This window comes from Streptomyces dysideae (assembly GCF_001514305.1).
GTDB lineage: Bacteria > Actinomycetota > Actinomycetes > Streptomycetales > Streptomycetaceae > Streptomyces > Streptomyces dysideae.
This window is the reverse complement of record NZ_KQ949078.1, coordinates 1-16,436: the sequence shown is the minus strand read 5'-3', so window position 1 is coordinate 16,436 and position 16,436 is coordinate 1. Positions and strand designations below refer to the sequence as shown.

17 protein-coding genes and 1 tRNA gene are annotated in these 16,436 nt (G+C 69.7%); 5 read left to right on the top strand and 13 right to left on the bottom strand.

The genetic code is table 11. The annotated features are described in order from the left end of the window. Window position 1: 1 nt before the first annotated feature. The 4 genes from AQJ91_RS08500 to AQJ91_RS08485 all read right to left on the bottom strand — a co-directional run bounded on the left by AQJ91_RS08500 (window position 2) and on the right by AQJ91_RS08485 (window position 2,866). Window positions 2-451, bottom strand: coding sequence for a copper chaperone PCu(A)C (locus AQJ91_RS08500; RefSeq protein ID WP_067018112.1), 450 nt, complete (start codon window positions 449-451; stop codon window positions 2-4). Continuing rightward, on the bottom strand, window positions 448-1,101 hold the full coding sequence (locus tag AQJ91_RS08495; protein ID WP_067018110.1) for an SCO family protein: 654 nt from the start codon (window positions 1,099-1,101) through the stop codon (window positions 448-450). Before AQJ91_RS08495 ends, AQJ91_RS08500 begins: the two co-directional genes overlap by 4 nt. 95 nt (window positions 1,102-1,196) lie before the next feature. Continuing rightward, complete coding sequence (locus AQJ91_RS08490) at window positions 1,197-1,931, bottom strand: YcnI family copper-binding membrane protein (protein ID WP_067018108.1); 735 nt, start codon at window positions 1,929-1,931, stop codon at window positions 1,197-1,199. A gap of 140 nt (window positions 1,932-2,071) precedes the next feature. After that, entirely contained in the window at window positions 2,072-2,866 is a 795-nt protein-coding gene (locus AQJ91_RS08485) for a hypothetical protein (RefSeq protein ID WP_067018106.1), read from the bottom strand. 202 nt (window positions 2,867-3,068) lie between these two features. Between AQJ91_RS08485 and AQJ91_RS08480 the strand changes: the two genes are divergently transcribed. Continuing rightward, entirely contained in the window at window positions 3,069-3,515 is a 447-nt protein-coding gene (locus tag AQJ91_RS08480) for an ATP-binding protein (RefSeq protein ID WP_067018104.1), read from the top strand. 32 nt (window positions 3,516-3,547) lie between these two features. Here AQJ91_RS08480 and AQJ91_RS08475 read toward each other — a convergent pair whose 3' ends face one another. From AQJ91_RS08475 to AQJ91_RS08465, 3 genes are all read right to left on the bottom strand, one after another. Next, window positions 3,548-4,081 (bottom strand): ATP-binding protein, encoded by a 534-nt coding sequence (locus AQJ91_RS08475; RefSeq protein WP_067018102.1) that lies wholly within the window; start codon window positions 4,079-4,081, stop codon window positions 3,548-3,550. Between the two features lie 239 nt (window positions 4,082-4,320). Further along, entirely contained in the window at window positions 4,321-5,820 is a 1,500-nt protein-coding gene (locus AQJ91_RS08470; protein ID WP_199847877.1) for an aminopeptidase P family protein, read from the bottom strand. Between the two features lie 93 nt (window positions 5,821-5,913). Then, entirely contained in the window at window positions 5,914-7,425 is a 1,512-nt protein-coding gene (locus tag AQJ91_RS08465; RefSeq protein WP_199847890.1) for a PP2C family protein-serine/threonine phosphatase, read from the bottom strand. A 503-nt stretch (window positions 7,426-7,928) separates the two neighbouring features. Between AQJ91_RS08465 and AQJ91_RS08460 the strand changes: the two genes are divergently transcribed. Then, on the top strand, window positions 7,929-8,594 hold the full coding sequence (locus AQJ91_RS08460) for a bifunctional DNA primase/polymerase (RefSeq protein WP_067018097.1): 666 nt from the start codon (window positions 7,929-7,931) through the stop codon (window positions 8,592-8,594). A gap of 56 nt (window positions 8,595-8,650) precedes the next feature. Then, window positions 8,651-9,217: a hypothetical protein gene (locus AQJ91_RS08455; protein ID WP_067018095.1), complete on the top strand. Its 567-nt coding sequence runs from the start codon at window positions 8,651-8,653 to the stop codon at window positions 9,215-9,217. A 243-nt stretch (window positions 9,218-9,460) separates the two neighbouring features. Here the strand turns inward: AQJ91_RS08455 and AQJ91_RS08450 are convergent, their stop codons facing one another. The 3 genes from AQJ91_RS08450 to AQJ91_RS08440 form a co-directional block, all read right to left on the bottom strand. Continuing rightward, window positions 9,461-10,426 (bottom strand): DUF5926 family protein, encoded by a 966-nt coding sequence (locus AQJ91_RS08450; RefSeq protein WP_067018092.1) that lies wholly within the window; start codon window positions 10,424-10,426, stop codon window positions 9,461-9,463. Between the two features lie 120 nt (window positions 10,427-10,546). After that, a complete protein-coding gene (locus AQJ91_RS08445) occupies window positions 10,547-11,107 on the bottom strand; it encodes an ATP-binding protein (protein ID WP_234381922.1) in 561 nt (186 codons plus the stop codon). Window positions 11,108-11,383: 276 nt separating this feature from the next. Continuing rightward, window positions 11,384-12,211, bottom strand: coding sequence for a glycerophosphodiester phosphodiesterase (locus AQJ91_RS08440; RefSeq protein ID WP_067018088.1), 828 nt, complete (start codon window positions 12,209-12,211; stop codon window positions 11,384-11,386). Window positions 12,212-12,467: 256 nt separating this feature from the next. Here AQJ91_RS08440 and AQJ91_RS08435 point away from each other — a divergent pair, with 256 nt between their 5' ends. Beyond that, window positions 12,468-13,982: a S1C family serine protease gene (locus AQJ91_RS08435; RefSeq protein ID WP_067018086.1), complete on the top strand. Its 1,515-nt coding sequence runs from the start codon at window positions 12,468-12,470 to the stop codon at window positions 13,980-13,982. Window positions 13,983-14,044: 62 nt separating this feature from the next. Further along, window positions 14,045-14,131: transfer RNA gene (locus AQJ91_RS08430), tRNA-Ser, on the top strand. Between the two features lie 228 nt (window positions 14,132-14,359). Here the strand turns inward: AQJ91_RS08430 and AQJ91_RS08425 are convergent. The 3 genes from AQJ91_RS08425 to AQJ91_RS08415 all read right to left on the bottom strand — a co-directional run bounded on the left by AQJ91_RS08425 (window position 14,360) and on the right by AQJ91_RS08415 (window position 16,097). Beyond that, the gene (locus AQJ91_RS08425; RefSeq protein WP_067018084.1) at window positions 14,360-14,776 is read right to left on the bottom strand and encodes a hypothetical protein; all 417 of its coding nucleotides are present in this window, start codon (window positions 14,774-14,776) and stop codon (window positions 14,360-14,362) included. A gap of 115 nt (window positions 14,777-14,891) precedes the next feature. After that, entirely contained in the window at window positions 14,892-15,557 is a 666-nt protein-coding gene (locus tag AQJ91_RS08420) for a nitroreductase (protein WP_067018082.1), read from the bottom strand. 114 nt (window positions 15,558-15,671) lie between these two features. Then, complete coding sequence (locus AQJ91_RS08415; protein WP_067018079.1) at window positions 15,672-16,097, bottom strand: hypothetical protein; 426 nt, start codon at window positions 16,095-16,097, stop codon at window positions 15,672-15,674. Window positions 16,098-16,436 lie beyond the last annotated feature (339 nt).

Here is a 16,436-nt window from a genome sequence, read left to right as displayed (position 1 = left end):
GTCAGTGTCCGGTCTTCGGGTCGTACGTCGCCGACTTGACCGGCATCTTGACGGTGACCGCTGCGGACTCGGCGAAGTGCAGTTCCAGGGACACCGTGTCGCCCCGCTTCGGCTTCCGCTTCAGCTTCTCGAACATCAGGTGGTTGCCGCCACTGCTGAACACGAGTTGACCGTGGGCGGGGACGGCGAAGTGGGTGACCTCGCGCATCGTGGCGTTCACGGTCTCGTGGACGGTGACCTCGCCGAGGTCGCTGGTGACGGAGGTCAACTCGTCCTTCGTACCGCCCTGGTTGGCGATCGTGAGGTAGCCGGCCGCCATGGTGTCGGAGACGGGCTGCGGCATGTAGGCGGCGCTGACGGACAGGTCCGCCTGCGCGTCGTCGGAGCCGCCGCAGCCGGCCAGTGCCAGGGCACCGGTCAGCACCAGGGCGGCCGGGGCGAGCCGCCTCACGGGTTCTCGCCCTTGATGAGCTTGGGGAGGTCCTTGATGTAGTCGTCGACGACGGCGTCCTCGCCGTAGAGGACGTACCCGGCGTCGGTCTTCGGCGAGAAGGCGATGACCTGGGTGCCGTGCATCGAGACGGTCTTGCCGTTCTTGTCCTTGCTCGGCGGCTCGATGGAGATGCCGACGGTGCGGGCGCCGGCCTGGATGGTGGCGAAGTCGCCGGTCAGGCCGACGACCTGCGGGTCGATGCCCTTGAGCCACTTGCCGAGCGCCGCGGGGGTGTCGCGCTCCGGGTCGGTGGTGACGAACACGATCCGCAGCTGGTCCTGGTCGGCCTTGGACAGCTGCTTCTTGGCGACGGCGATGTTGCTCATCGTCGTGGGGCAGATGTCGGGGCAGTTGGTGTAGCCGAAGTAGATCAGCGTCGGCTTGCCCGCGGTCTGCTCGCGGAGGTCGTACTTCTTGCCGTGGGTGTCGGTGAGCACCAGGTCGGGCTTCTCGAACGGTTTGTCGAGAACGGTGGCGGCCTTCTCCGAGCCGGCCTGCTCGGACACCACGGTGACGGGTGAGCCGCTGTCGGCACTGCTGCCGCAGGCGGAGAGGGTCAGGGTGGCGGCGGCGAGCAGGGCGGCCGCGGCGATGGTGTTCTTGCGCATAGAAAAATGTCCCAGATGTGAGTGCTCCGGCGTGCACCGGGGGCCGTGCGGATTGCATGATGCGCCCCCGGTTGCACGGCGCGGACGGGTGGGCCTCAGGCGTCGGTCCGCCGGCGGCCGACGAGCACGCCGTACGCCACGCCCAGCGCGCCGATGACGATGCCGACCACGGCGAGGACGCGGGCGGTGGTGTCGCTGCTGTCGGCGGGTTCGGCGGCGGTGGAGGCGGCGGAGTTCTGAGCTGCCGGCTCGGAGGTCTCTTCGCTCGCCTCCGAGCCGTGCGCGTGGCCGTCCTCGGCGGCGGACAGGGCGAGCACCGGCGCCGGGTTGTCGGGCTCCTCCTGGCCCTCCTGCGGCACCTCGATCCAGCGGGCGACCTCCTTGTTGGAGTACGTCTGGATCGCCTTGAAGACGAGCTCGTCGGTGTCCTCGGGGAGCGCGCCGATAGAGACCGGGAACTTCTCGAAGTAGCCGGGCTCGATGCCCTTGCCGTCGGCGGTCCAGGTGATCTTGGTGACGGCCTCGCTGATCTTGTTGCCGTGCAGTTCGACGGGCTTGTCCAGCTTGGACTTGGTGACCTCGATGTCCCAGCCGGCCATCGGCGCCGGCATCGCGGAGGCGAGCGGGTGGTCGGTCGGGAAGTTGACCTCGAGCTTGGTGGTCGAGGCGTTGTCGCGCTCGTTGGGGACCTTGAAGTCGACGACCGCGTAGCCGCCCTTGGCGGCGGTGCCCTCCGGTTGCACGGAGACGTGCGCGAAGGCGGGGGCGGACAGGGCGAGTACGGCCGTACCGGCGAGGGCGCCGACGGCGGCGATACGAGAAGCCTTCATGAAAGGAGCACTCCACTTTCGAGAGAGGTTTGGAGAGGCGCGCGTATCCACAGGTGCTCCCTTCGGGCGGGAACACGTGCACGCGCGTGTGCCGCGCGACGGCGGCCCCTCTTCTCCTACGGAGTGGTGGTCGCGTCGTGTCAGGCGGCGAGTGCGAGTGCGCCGGCGGCCGGCGGGCCGCGCCTGATCACGGTGTGCTGGAGTGCGGTGGTACGGGGCTCGGACGGCGCGAGCGGAGCCGTACGCGGCGGACGCGGGCCCTCCTCGGGCGCACCCGGCAGTCCGGCTCGCAGGGCGCGCACCAGCGCGAGCGCCCCGCGCAGGGACCGCACGAGGGCCCCCTCGGCGACCGAGGACGCCGAGAGTTCGAGGAGCCGCAGCAGCGCCATGTCACCGCGGCGCAGCAGCCATCCGGTGACGATCGCCGCGAGGACGTGGCCGGCCAGCATCGGCAGGGACGGCAGCAGCGACGCGGACGACAGGGCGTCCGCCGGCGGGTGCGTGGCGTGCGTGCCGGTGGCCGGATCGAGCCGTGCGTCGGCGAGGATCCGCTGTGCCTGGGCCGGGCTGAGTGCCGCGGCGGTGGTCCCGCACGCGATCCGCGCGGCCCGTTCGACGAGCGAGGCGTCGGCCATGGCGGACGCGGCGGCGGCCGTCCCGTGCTGGCCCAGCCCGAACAGCGCGTGCAGCACGGTCTGTCCGACGGCGAGCAGCGCCGCGATGCCGGGCAGTGCGCGTTCGCGTCCGGCGAACGGCACCGCGACCACGACGACCCCGAGGAATCCCGCGCTCAGTGTCCACAGCGGAATCGACGCGTAGGAACCGAGCGCGTGCCCGGCCGCGGCCAGCACGACGCAGACCGCGGCGAACACCGCGGCCCGCAGCACCCGGAGGTCACTTCCGGAGTGCGCCGTGCGTGGGCGGGGGGCAGTCATGGCGGGCTCATCATCGCACTGGCCTTATTGCCGCCATACGGCAGGTCCGCAAGATGAGGTACGAGCTGTACGCCCCCACATACACCGATTCCTGGCCAGACGCATCGACCATATGGGCAGTATCACATCAGTGGTGTGCTTACAACCGGGCACTCGTGGCAATACGTAACGGTATGTCGAGCCGCGGCCTGGAGGCTGGAGCATGAGCATCTGGTGGTCACTCCATCTGCGCCGCGAAGCTGCGAGCGTTCCGCTCGCCCGGCGGCTGCTGATCGGCACCATGGAGACCGCGGGGGTCGACCCCGACGTGTCGTACGACCTCTCCGTCGCCCTCAGCGAGGCCTGCGCGAACGCCGTGGAGCACGGCGGGGACACCGCACCCGACGGCGCCTCGGAGGCGTACCGCGTCACGGCCTATCTGGACGGCGAGAAGTGCCGCATCGAGGTCGCCGACTCCGGTCCCGGCTTCCGCCCCCGTCCCCCGCTGCGCCCCGTGTCCGCGGACGCCGAGAACGGCCGCGGCCTGTGTCTCATCCAGGAACTCGCCGATCACGTCCACATCGGCAACAAGCCGGGGCGGGGTGGCGCGGTGGTGAGCTTCGACAAGATCCTGAAATGGCGGGAGGACGCGCCGCTGATGGCGGTGTAGCGCTGTGGCGAGCGCCGCGTCCAGCGCGGGGATCAGAAAAACGCGGCCTGGTTCTTGCCTGCGTTCTTGGCCCTGTACAGAGCCGTATCGGCGTCCCACAGCGCTTGCGTGGGCGTGGGCGTGGGCGTGGTCGGCTCGGTGATGATCCGTGCTCCGATGCTGGTGGTGACGTGGACGGAATGGCCCGGGGCCAGGGCGAACGGGTTTGGCCTCGGTGAGCCTGCGGCAGATGGCCAGGCCCAGACCGGTGCCTCCGTAGCGGCGGGTGTGGAGGCGTCCGCCTGGGAGAAGGCGTCGAAGATCCGCTCCTGGTCGGCGTCGTACATGCCGATCCCGGTGTCGGCCACCTCGAAGAGCAGCCACGGCAGGGTTTCCGAGGGGGGCCGTGCCGGGGCCGGCCGGGCGTGGATGACGACCTCGCCGGATTCGGTGAACTTCACCGCGTTGGACGCCGGGTTGAGCAGGATCTGCCGCAGTCGGCCCGCGTCCCCGAGCATCATCACGGGCAGGTCGGGATGGCAGTCGCCGATCAGCTCCAGGCCCTGGGCCTGGGTGGTCTGCGCCACCAGCGAAATGACCTCCTCCACCGGCGAGCCGCCGGGTAGCGGGCAACCGCGCCCCAGGTGTAAGCCGCCCGTCCCGCACGGCATCCCGCAGAGCCCGCTCAAGCCCCGCGCGACGCCCATCACAACGTCAGTTTCCAGATGCAGGTCCACGGTGACGTGCCTTCAGGGGCGCGGGGCTGTGACATATGCGGCTCCGCCGCGTGGGCGCGACCACCCACGAACGACCCGCAGCCGAAAGATCACCCCTTGAGCGCCGCCATCCAAGCCTCGACCTCATCAGCCCGACGAGGAAGCCCAGCCGACAGATTCCGGTTCCCTTCCTCCGTCACCAGAATGTCGTCCTCGATCCGCACCCCAATGCCCCGATACTCCTCGGGCACGGTCAGATCATCGGCCTGGAAGTACAGCCCCGGCTCAACCGTCAGACACATGCCGGGCTCCAGAACACCCTCCACATACGTCTCCGTCCGAGCCGCGGCACAGTCATGGACGTCCATGCCGAGCATGTGCCCCGTACCGTGCAACGTCCACCGTCGCTGCAACCCCAGCTCCAGCACCCGCTCCACAGGCCCCTCGGCAAGCCCCCACTCGACGAGCTTCTCGGCGAGCACACGCTGGGCCGCGTCATGGAAGTCCCGGTACTTCGCCCCCGGCTGCACGGCCGCGATCCCGGCCTCCTGCGCCTCGTACACGGCGTCGTAGATCTGCTTCTGGATCTCACTGAACCGCCCGTTGACCGGCAGCGTGCGCGTGACGTCGGCGGTGTAGTACGTGTGCGTCTCGACGCCCGCGTCGAGCAACAGCAGGTCACCCGACCGCACGGGCCCGTCGTTCCGCACCCAGTGCAGCGTGCAGGCGTGCGGCCCGGCCGCGCAGATGGAGCCGTAGCCGACGTCGTTGCCCTCCACGCGCGCGCGGAGGAAGAACGTGCCCTCGATGTACCGCTCGCTGGTCGCCTCGGCCTTGTCGAGGACCTTCACGACGTCCTCGAAGCCGCGCACCGTCGAGTCGACGGCCTTCTGCAGCTCGCCGATTTCAAACGTGTCCTTGACCAGCCGCGCCTCGGACAGGAACACCCGCAGCTCCTCGTCGCGCTCGGCGGTGACCTTGTCGGTCAGCGCGGCCTCGATGCCGGCGTCGTAGCCGCGCACGACCCGCACCGGGCCGGTGGCCTCGCGCAGTCGGTCGGCCAGTTCGCGGACGTCGGAGGCGGGGATGCCGTAGAGCTTCTCGGACTCGGTGAGCGAGTGGCGGCGGCCGACCCACAGCTCGCCCTGGCCGGACAGCCAGAACTCACCGTTCTCGCGGTCGGAGCGCGGCAGCAGGTAGATCGTCGCCTTGTGGCCGTCGGCGACCGGTTCCATGACGAGGACGCCGTCCGCGCTTTCATCGGGCCGGCCGCCCGTGAGGTACGCGTACTCGACCGAGGCCCGGAAGGGGTAGTCGGTGTCGTTCGAGCGGGTCTTGAGATTGCCCGAGGGGATCACCAGCCGCTCGCCCGGAAAACGCGCCGACAGCGCGGCACGCCGCGCGGCGGTCTCGGCGGCCTGGGGGATCGGCTCCAGGTCGTGCAGCTCGGTGTCGGCCCAGCCGGACTTCATGCTCTCGGCCAGCTCGTCGGACACGCCCGGGTACAGGCCGTTCTTCCGCTTCTTGATCGGCTCTTCGGTCTCTTCCGGGCCCGCTGCGGCAGCAGCAGAATCGGAAACCGCCGGTGTGAGCTCGTCGGCCACGGTCATCCTCCTCGATACGGCACTGGACCCCCTCCATCGTACGGTCGTGCAGAAGGGGGCCCAGGGGCGGAAGACCTGTTACCGCAGGCTCAGGCGGAACTACTCGAAGCGAGCCGCCAGGAGCACGACATCCTCCTCGGAGTCCGCGGCGTCCAGCCCGTCCGGCAGCACCGTCCGCAGCACGTGGTCGGCGATCGCCTCCGGGTCGTGCCGCAGCGCCCTGGGCACCCCGGCGGCCGCCGCGTGCAGCCGGGCGAAGGCGCGGTCGGTGGGGTCGCCGCTGCGGTGCAGCAGGCCGTCGGTGTAAAGCAGAACCGTCTCTCCGGCCTCCGCCTCCAGCTCCACACTGGGCGCCTCCCAGCAGGCCAGCATGCCCAGTGGCGCCGACACGGACGTCTCCACGAACTCCGTTCGCCGCTCGCCGACCAGCAGCGGCGGGCAGTGCCCGGCCCCGGCAAGGGTGATCTTGCCCAGGGCGGGCTCGCAGTAGGCGAACAGGGCGGTGGCGGAGCGCGCGGGCTCGGTGAGTCTGAGCAGCAGCTCCAGGTCGGACAGGACCGCGACCGGGTCCTCGCCCTCCATCACGGCGTACGCCCGCAGGGACGCCCTCAGCCGTCCCATCGCGGCGACCGCGCTGGGTCCGGAGCCGGTCACCGAGCCGACGGCGAGGCCGAGCGCGGCGTCGGGCAGGGGCAGCGCGTCGTACCAGTCGCCGCCGCCGCGCGGTCCGGTGCGGTGCCGGGCGGCGAGCTGCACTCCGGCGACGCGGGGGAGCCGGGACGGCAGCAGCTCCTCGGACATCGTCGCCATGCACGCGCGCGTGCGCTCGACCTCGACGAGCCGCGTCAGGTGCTCGGCGGCGTAACGGGCGTACAGGCCGACGAGGTGGCGTTGGCGCTCGGTCGGCTCGGCGGGCTCGTCGTAGAGCCACACGGCGGCGCCCAGGCGGTCGGCGGCGTCGGTGCACAGGGGGAGCGTGTAACTCGCGGCGTAGCCGAGGCGCGCGGCCACCTCGCGGTGCCGCGGGTCGAGGCCGTCCTCGGCGAACAGGTCGGGCTGGGCGATCTCGCCCTCGCCGCCGGGCAGGCCGTCCAGGATCCGGCCGTAGGAGGTGGCACCGCGCGGCACGGTCTCGATGTGACCGAGATCGGCCCGGGCGAGCCCCAGCCCGACGGTCGTGTCCGGTCCCAGTCCGTCCCCGGGTTCCAGCACCACGAGGCCGCGCCGGGCGCCCACGAGGGCGGCTCCGGCGCGCAGCAGTTCCTGGAGGGCCTCGGTCAGTGCGTCCGTGCGGGCCAGGCGTTCGGTGAGTTCATGGAGTGTCGTGAGGTCCGAGACCCAGCCGGCGAGACGGTCCTGAAGCAGCGCCCCTGGTGCGTTTGGTGGCGGGACCGGTGAGGTACCCGAGGCCGGGGGCGCGGGCGCGACAGTGTGTGCGGGCGAGGGAACCGTTGAATCGATTCCGGCCACTTTCGAAGGGTGAGGGGCATTCATGGCGTCCGGCTTTCCGACCGGTGCGTATTGCTCAAAAGCATCGCAAACCCCCATGTCATTCTGCGCCGCTGGCAGTGTCTCCACATGTACACGCACTCGTGAGGAGATGTCCAGCATTGTCCTGCCGGGATTCCTGGTGTCCGTGGGTAACCAGTTCACTTCTGGTGGACCCCTTGCGAAAAGGCAAAGTTGGCTTAAAACTGCCTCGGGTAACGGCTTATTGCGGTCGACTGGGCTTGCTCCACGGAGCGTCACAACGGTCGCGATGGGTACGTACTCGGTAAGGGCCAGGGGTGGTTGACAGCCACCCGGAACCTGGTGACCGACCCGGGCGTCTTAGCCACCGACGATCGTGCCCCATCCTCCCGTGGCGGAGGCGAAGAGAAATACGCGCGACGCAAAACGCCAGACTTCGCCACCCCACGCCACGCCCATGCTTTAGATAGACGCGGTATGGGCGAGGCTGCCGCGGAAGCAGTCCCACGTTCGGCCCATAGGGGTTTCCCTTGCCCATGGCAGGGGTGTGATGCGCCAACAGGTACGCACAGTGAAGTGATCGACACATGGTGTGATGTGGACCACGGTGTTGCCAGCGGTGCAACGGAAAGGAACGAGCGCTCATGCGCGAGATCCTCGGAAGGCGACGCAGGCTCCTGTCCCAGCAGAGCGACGGGAAGCCTGAGTTGATCAGCGCGGCCCTGGCCTTCGCTACGGAATGGCAGTGGCCCGTTCTCCCGGGTGTGGCGACCGACCCGCAGGGGCGCTCCCGCTGCGGCTGCCCCGACCCGGACTGCACGGTTCCCGGCGCACACCCCTTCGACCCCGGCCTCCTCGCCGCCACCACCGACGAGCGCATGGTGCGCTGGTGGTGGACCAACCGGCCCGCGGCCCCGATCGTCCTCGCCACCGGCGGCACGGCCCCCTGCGCGGTCAGCCTGCCCGCCCTGCCGGCCGCTCACGCCCTGGCCGCGCTCGACCGCAAGGGCATGCGCCTCGGCCCGGTCATCGCCTCGCCCACCCGCTGGGCGCTGCTCGTGAAGCCGTACTCCATGGAGCAGCTGGGCGAACTGCTCTACGCCCAGGACTTCGTCCCCGGCTCCCTCCGCTTCCACGGTGAGGGCGGCTACCTCGCCCTGCCCCCGTCCGAGACCGGCCAGGGCGCCGTCCGCTGGGAGCGCGCCCCGCTGCCCGGCTCGGCCGCCCCATGGGTGCCCGACGTCGAGGCAGTGGTGGACGCCGTCGTCGAAGCCCTCACTCGTACGGGTGTGAGCGCACCCGAGTTGTAGGGCCGCCCGGCGCGCGCGGAACGTGACACGTGCGCGTGGTCGTTATCTTCCCGCCTATGAACCTTCGTCTCCTTGCCCTCGCGGGCGTCGCGGCGTGCGCGGTCGCGCTGCCGCTGGCCGTGGCGTCCGCGGGCCCGGTGGATGACGAGGAGCGCGCCGACGTACACACGTCACGCACGTCTGTACGCCCTTCTGTAAGTCCTTCCCCGCCCGCCGACGCCAAGGCGCCCTCCGCCGCACCCGGCCGCTCCCCGCTGCTGCTCGGCCTGGGACCCGCCGCCGCCGCCCGCTGCGGCCCCGAGCTCACCTCCCCCGAGGGCATCGAGGCGCAGACGTGCGTCCTGACGCAGGGTGAGGAGACCTGGGCGCGCACCTACTACCGCAACGCCACCGGCAGCACCCTGGACTCCGTACTGAGCCTCATGGGGCCGGCCGGGCGCACCGTGCAGATGCGGTGCGTGGTGGACGCCGAGGACGAGCCCGGGACGTGTGAGACGCCCCGCGAGCGCACCCAGGGAGACCTGGCCGCCTACACGGCGGTCGCGGAGTTCGCGGCACACGCCGGGCAGGGGCCGCTGCTGCTGCGCTCGGGGAGCAACTCCCCTGTACCTACGGGCAGTTGACGCACGACGCCATTCTGTGAACGGCCGCGGACATGGAAAGACCCGGTTGCTGGCGACGGGGGATGCACCAGCAACCGGGCTATTGGAACGGTAACAAGAGATCCGCCGTTCGCAAATTCGATCCGGGCTTTCCAGTCACGGATTCCCTTGCTCCGCACGGGAGTTGTGATCGGATTCACCTCTCCCGGGGCCCACGGTGCGGCTGACCGGTCGGTCAGCCGCAGTGGATCTCCGTGTCCCGCGTCAGCTGAGCGTGACCTGCCGGTTGGTCAGGCCGCCCCGCGCGCGACGCTCGTCCGCGGTGAGCGGAGCGTCCGTGGCCAGGGCCGCGGTGAGGCGCTCGGCGAACTCGGCGGCCGGCTTCTCCACGTCCTCCGCGCCGACGTCGCTCGGCAGGTCCCAGACCGGGACCGTGAGGCCGTGCGCGCGGAAGGAGCCCACCAGGCGGGTGCCCTCGCCGAGGTGGGACCGCCCGGCCGCGTGCAGCCGCGCGAGGGCGTCCAGAAGCTGCTCCTCGGGATAGGGCATGACCCAGCGCAGGTGGTTCTTGTCCGGGGTCTCGCACCAGTACGCGGCGTCCACGCCGGTCAGCCGCACGGTCGGGATCGCCGCGGCGTTGGCGCGCTCCAGGGAGGCGGACACCTCCGGCGTGGCGTTCTCCGGGTCCGGGACCCAGAACTCGAAGCCCGGGTGCACAACTGGCTCGAACGTGCCTTCGGGGTTGAGCAGATCCTGCAGCCGGGGACCGTCGGCCGGGGCACGGCGGCCCTGGACCGGAGTGCCGGGCTCCGCGGTGAGGGCGCGCTGGAGGGTGTCGGCGAGGTCGCGGCTGATGTCGCCCGACGCCGTGTCGTTCTGCAGGCCCAGCAGCACCGAGCCGTCGTCGCGGCGCAGCGCCGGCCAGGCCATCGGCAGCACCGTGGCCAGGGTGACCGACGGGACGCCTTCGGGGAGGCCGCCCTTCAGGGGCAGTTCGACGGTGGCGGCCGGCACCAGCTCGCGCAGGGCCACCCAGTCGCACTCGCCCGGCAGGCCCTCGAACGGGCGCTGCACCAGCTCGGTCACCGCGTGCGCGGCGGCCCGGCCGTGGCAGGCCTTGTAACGGCGGCCACTGCCACAGGGGCAGGGCTCGCGTGCGCCGACAACCGGGATCTCTCCGTCCGTGAGCTGCGGGCGCTTGGCCTTCGTCTGGGGTCGCTTCTTGGCCATCGTGGGTGTCTCCCGGTTACGGCTCGTCTCGTACGGCGGGAGCCTAGCCGTTCACGCCATGACTGACGGGAGCCTGTGGACATTGCGGCCAACGTGCCGCGTTGCCCCGGAACCGGTGCGTCAGTCCAGGTCGTCGAACGCGTCCGCGAAGTCCAGGTCGGGTACCTCGGGGATCACGGACACCGCCGGCGCCGTGACGCGCGTGGCGAAGTCGTGGCGCCGGTGTCCCGCATCCGGGTCGTACACGTCGTGGTGGACCACCACCCACACCGTGACCTCGCCCCGGGTGTCGTCCCGTACGCCCCAGTCGTCGGCCAGCGCGGTGATGATGTTCAGCCCGCGGCCACCGTGTGCGGTGACCGAGGGCGTGGCCGGAGCCGGGCGGGTGGGTCCACCGCCGTCCGTGACCTCCACCGTGAGCCTGCCGCTCGAGTCCACGCGCCAGGCGGCCCGGACGTCGCCGTACCCGGCCAGGGCTTCGCCCAGTGGCCGGCCGTGTTTGCACGCGTTGCTCAAGAGTTCGGAAAGAATCAGTACGGCGTCGTCGATGACCGATTCCGCCACACCACCCATGCGCAACTGATCACGCATCCGGTGTCTCGCTTCCCCCACGCCCGCAGGGCCATGGGGTACGGCCATGCTCGACGACGTGGGCACCTCCTGTGCCACCACCAACGCCACCCCCGAGACCTCCTTTGCCCCACGCCACGGTGTGGATGCCCCATTGGCCTGTACCGGAAACCGGCCACACCATGTGCCGTGACGCACTCGCAACGATCGAATACGGACCGAACGCGCCGGAGCACTCCCCGTAATCGCCGGGCGGTCATATGGCTGGAATTCGACGGTTGGCTGAGAGGGGAGGATGGGGCTGGAGTGACTGTCGGGTCAAGAGGTCGTAGCGGGACTTTGCGGACTCATGGCTAAGCCGACGCCCTGCGCACGCGTGCCCAGGGGTCAGCCGCCGAGCTGATCCAGCACCGCGCGCGGGCGGTTGGTGATGATGGCGTCGACGCCCAGGTCGGCGCAGAGACCGACGTCGTCGGGGTCGTTCACGGTCCACACGTGCACCTGGTGGCCGGCCCGCTTCAGACGCTCGATGTACGCCGGGTGATTGCGCACGATCCGGATCGAGGGGCCCGCGATCCGGACACCCGCGGGCAGCCGTCCGTCGCGCAGCCGGGGCGAGACGAACTGCATCAGATAGACCGTCGGCAGCGTCGGTGATGCGGCACGCACACGATGCAGTGAACGCGCCGAGAAGCTCATGACCCGCACCGGCGACTCGGCGGCCGAGACCGGCGCGTCCAGCCCGAACCGCTTCAGCAGGTGCAGCAGCCGCTCCTCGACCTGCCCCGCCCACCGTGTGGGGTGCTTTGTCTCGATCGCCAGCTCCACCCGCCGCCCCGCGTCCGCCACGAGCTCCAGCAGCCGCTCCAGGGTCAGCACGGAGGTGTCCTCCGGGTCCTCCGGTCGGAACTCCCAGTCGGGCTCCTCGGCCCGGTTCTTCCAGGAGTCGCGGTTCTTGCGGGAACCGAAGTCCAGGGCGGCCAGCTCGGCGAGCTCCAGCGCCGAGACCGCGCCGCGGCCGTTGGACGTCCGGTTGACGCGTCGGTCGTGGACGCAGACGAGATGGCCGTCCGCGGTGAGGCGTACATCGCATTCGAGGGCATCCGCACCGTCCTCGATCGCCTTCTTGTACGCGGCCAGGGTGTGCTCGGGAGCGTCTTCGGAGGCTCCGCGGTGGGCGACGACTTGAATCCGGTGCTGCCGTACGTGGGTCACCGCGTCATGGTGCCACCGCGCGCGGGTACGCGTGCGATCGGAGGCGCTTGGATTGCGACCGTTTAGTCTGGAATGGCCTATGTAAAGGATGGCCTCGGACGCACAGGCACCGCTTATGGTGCTCTGACGGCCTGTGGGAAAAGCTGACGGCATACAAAACACATGCACAGCTGAAGCGCGCGGGACCGTCAACAAGCGTGAACGGGCGTGACCGAGTGCGACCGACAACGACAGCCGTGGATCGAGGAGAAAAGCTGTGAGCACCGAGAACGAGGGCACCGCGGTACCCCCGGCCCCGTCCGCACCTCCCGTGCCGGTGGACGCTCCTGCTGCTCCGGCGCCCCAGGAGCACACGGCTCCCGACAGCGGTGCCGCCCCGACCGCACCGCTCCCGCCGGTGCCGCCAAGCGCCCCCGGCGCACAGGAGCAGCAGCCGGCGTACGCGGGCCAGGCCCCCCCGCCCAGCGCTTCCCAGACGGGCCCCCACGGCCCTCAGGGCCCCGGTACTCCGGGCCCGGACCCCGCCGCCCAGGGCTCCGCCCCCGACGGCTCGTGGCCGCCTCCGGCGCCGCCCGCCGTCCCGTCGTACGCCGGCTCGGGCGCCGGCGGTGCGAGCGGGGCCGGCTGGGGTGCGGCCTACCAGCCCCCGGCGCCGAAGTCCGGCCGCGGCGGTCTGCTCGCCGCGATCCTGATCGCCGCGCTGGTCGCGGGCGGCCTGGGCGGCGGCCTCGGCTACACCCTGGCCAAGAACGAGGACAACACGTCCTCCACGACCGTCTCCGCCTCCGGCAGCGGCGGCAACGTCAAGCGCGACCCCGGCACGGTCGCGGCCGTGGCCGCCAAGGCGCTGCCCAGCACCGTCACCATCGAGGCCGAGAGCAGCAGCGGCGAGGGCGGCACCGGCACCGGCTTCGTCTTCGACACCGAGGGCCACATCGTCACCAACAACCACGTGGTGGCCGACGCGGTCGACGGCGGCAAGGTCACGGCGACCTTCCCGAACGGCAAGAAGTACGACGCCGAGGTCGTGGGCCACGCCCAGGGCTACGACGTAGCGGTGATCAAGCTCAAGAACGCCCCGTCGGACCTCAAGCCCCTCACCCTGGGCGACTCCGAGAAGGTGGCCGTCGGCGACTCGACGATCGCGATCGGCGCCCCCTTCGGCCTCTCCAACACGGTCACGACGGGCATCATCAGCGCCAAGAACCGCCCGGTGGCCTCGAGCGACGGCACCGGCAGCAACGCGTCCTACATGAGCGCCCTGCAGACCGACGCCTCGATCAACCCCGGTAACTCCGGCGGCCCGCTCCTCGACGCGCAGGGCAATGTCATCGGCATCAACTCCGCGATCCAGTCCGCCGCCAACGGCCTGGGCGGCACCAGCCAGTCCGGCTCGATCGGCCTGGGCTTCGCCATCCCGATCAACCAGGCCAAGTACGTCGCCCAGCAGCTGATCAAGACCGGCAAGCCCGTCTACGCCAAGATCGGCGCCTCCGTCTCCCTGGAGGAGTCCGCCGGCGGCGCCAAGATCACCGAGCAGGGCGCCAGCGGCACCGACGCGGTCGAGCCGGGCGGCCCCGCCGCCGACGCAGGCCTCAAGCCCGGCGACGTCATCACCAAGCTCGACGACCGCGTGATCGACTCCGGCCCCACCCTGATCGGCGAGATCTGGACCCACCAGCCCGGCGACAAGGTCAAGATCACCTACGAACGCGACGGCAAGACCCGCACGGTCGACCTCACCCTCGGCTCCCGCACAGGCGACAGCTGACCCCCACACGCGCGTGCCCACCCGTTACTCTTGTCCCGCGCCGCCGGTGACGGGGGTGCGGGGGAGGCGTGCCCGAGCGGCCTAAGGGAACGGTCTTGAAAACCGTCGTGGCAGCGATGTCACCGTGGGTTCAAATCCCACCGCCTCCGCAGGTCAGAGACGTGCTGGTCAGATGGGGTGTCCCTCAGTGAGGGGCGCCCCTTCTGCATGGGGCCTGTCTCACCTTGATCCAGCTCTGTTGCGTTGTGGATCAGCGCGTGTGGAGCAGGCGTGGACCAGATCTTGGAGCGCCATACCTGCATTGACCTGGAGATCTGCTGTCGCGCATCCTCGACGAACTGGAGTTCTGGAAGCTTGTCCGCGGCCATTGACTGAGACTACGTCCTGGCGATCTCTTGCCGGAGCTGATGGGTGAAGCGGCGAAGCAGATCCAACGTCTCCTTGTGCTGGGCCCTGCGGTCGTCTCTGCCCTCGCTGGGCCGGGAGCTCCAAACTCGACGCGCGAGAGCATTGGCGAGATCGACGGTGTCGTCCGCGCACAGTAGGTAGAGGGCTGACCGGGCTTCCTGCATCCGGCCCGCCAGCTCGTTGCCGCCGGCGCCGTCGTCACTCAGCTGTGTTTCGCGAAGGTAGTCGATGAGCTGAGTCACGGCCGTGTTGAAGGCGACCCCGGCTTTCAGCTTCTGTTCGCGCAGCCACATGCGGTCCTGCCGGCGCGCAGTGAACCAAGAGCCGAACGCGACCCCTATGAGGCCGATACCGGCCCCGATGGCCACAGACAGGATGTTCTCCATGCTCAGCTCCCCCCGCCACACAGCTGGCAGCAGGCTACCGAAGCCGCGGAGGGCGCCCAACTCGATGAGCGACTCACACCAAGGATTCGGTGATCCGAACGGAGCGTCCCAGTGGTCACACCCCGATGAAGCTCACTGTTTCTGCCATGCCCGCCCGCCCGGTACGCAGCGATGGCACGCCTTCCTTCTCGAATCCCACCGAGACACCACAGAACAGCACGAGCCCGTCATCGACCCCGACCATTTGGCTGACGGTCTTGCGGTACATGGTCCACATCACTTGGGGGCAGCTGTGCAGCCCTTCCGCCCTCAGCAACAGCATGACCGTCTGCAAGTACATCCCCGCGTCCCCCCACTGTCCGGGCCCCATTGTCCGGTCGAGGTAGCAGAACAGTACGACGGGTGCCCCGAACGCCTCTGAGTTCAAGGCGGCAATCTTCATGGGTCTGTCGGGGTCGTCGCGCTCGATTCCCAGTGCCTTGTACCGCTGGGCGGCTGCGGCGGAGATGCGGTCCAGATACGGCGAGGTCAGATCGGCCGGGTACATCGGGTACTCCCGCTCATCACCGGGGTCTCCCGCCAACGCCCTGGCCGTTGCACGCCTCTTCAGTTCGACCAAGGGTTCGCCGATCACGACATACAGATGCCACGGCTGGAGGTTCCCACTCGACGGAGCCCGCGTCGCTGCCGCCAGCACTCGTTCGAGTACCTCTTTGGGTACTGACTCATCGCTGAACGCCCGCACGGCCCGACGACTGTCCACAGCCTCGTACACATCCACGTCTTCTCGTCCTCTCACCTGGCGACAGCCAGTTATGCACCGTCTTCAGCGTGTCAGAGGGCGACAACGTGATCCGGATCGCACTCGATGCGTTGCTAGAGGGCCCAAGATGGATCAGGCGATTGCTTGGCGCTCGGATACGGCACGACTCGCCGTCTCCATGAACGCGTCATGCAACTCGCCCAGTTGGATTCTTAGCCGCTCCTCCTCGGCCCGCTCAGAGGCCGCCGAGGAGCCTTGCACGGAGAGGACATCGTCCATCCACCGATCCGTACAGTCCTTGTGATCTTCGAGGTGCGTTCGTAGTCGCGACGCGTGCTCGCGCACGTCAGGGGAGCCCACGAGGCGAACCTGCCAGTAAGCGTTCCTGAACGCCGAGACCGCCCGCCCGAAAGCCTGCCCAACGTCCCTGGGTCCATCAGCTTCCCTCTCAAGCACTCTGGTCAGCATCGACGCAGCTATCGCGTACTCGTCGTACGCCGTGAGTAAGACGCGGCACGCTTCGAGGCGTTGCCCGCGAAGCCAGTGGTCGTGGTCCACGGTTGCTTGAACGTGTACTTGCTGGTTGGTCGCTCGGGCCGTCGTCTCCGCCCCAAGTCGTGCTCCTCTCGCAGCGGCTGCACCGCCGATGGCTGCGCCACCGATCGCACCCAAGAGGCCAACACCCGCAGACACCAGTGCTACAAGTCCTTGATCCATGAAGGCAGGATGCAGGCAGACGCTCGGCCCTCATTCGCGAGTTGGCTGCGGCAACCGCGCCCGCAACAGCCGCACCCGCCCGATCTCCGCCACGTTCTTCATCTGATCCCTAAGCTGCGATTCGCCGCCAAGGCGGATCGCAGTGCCGTAACCCGCAGGTTTGATCTTCACGTGTGGTCC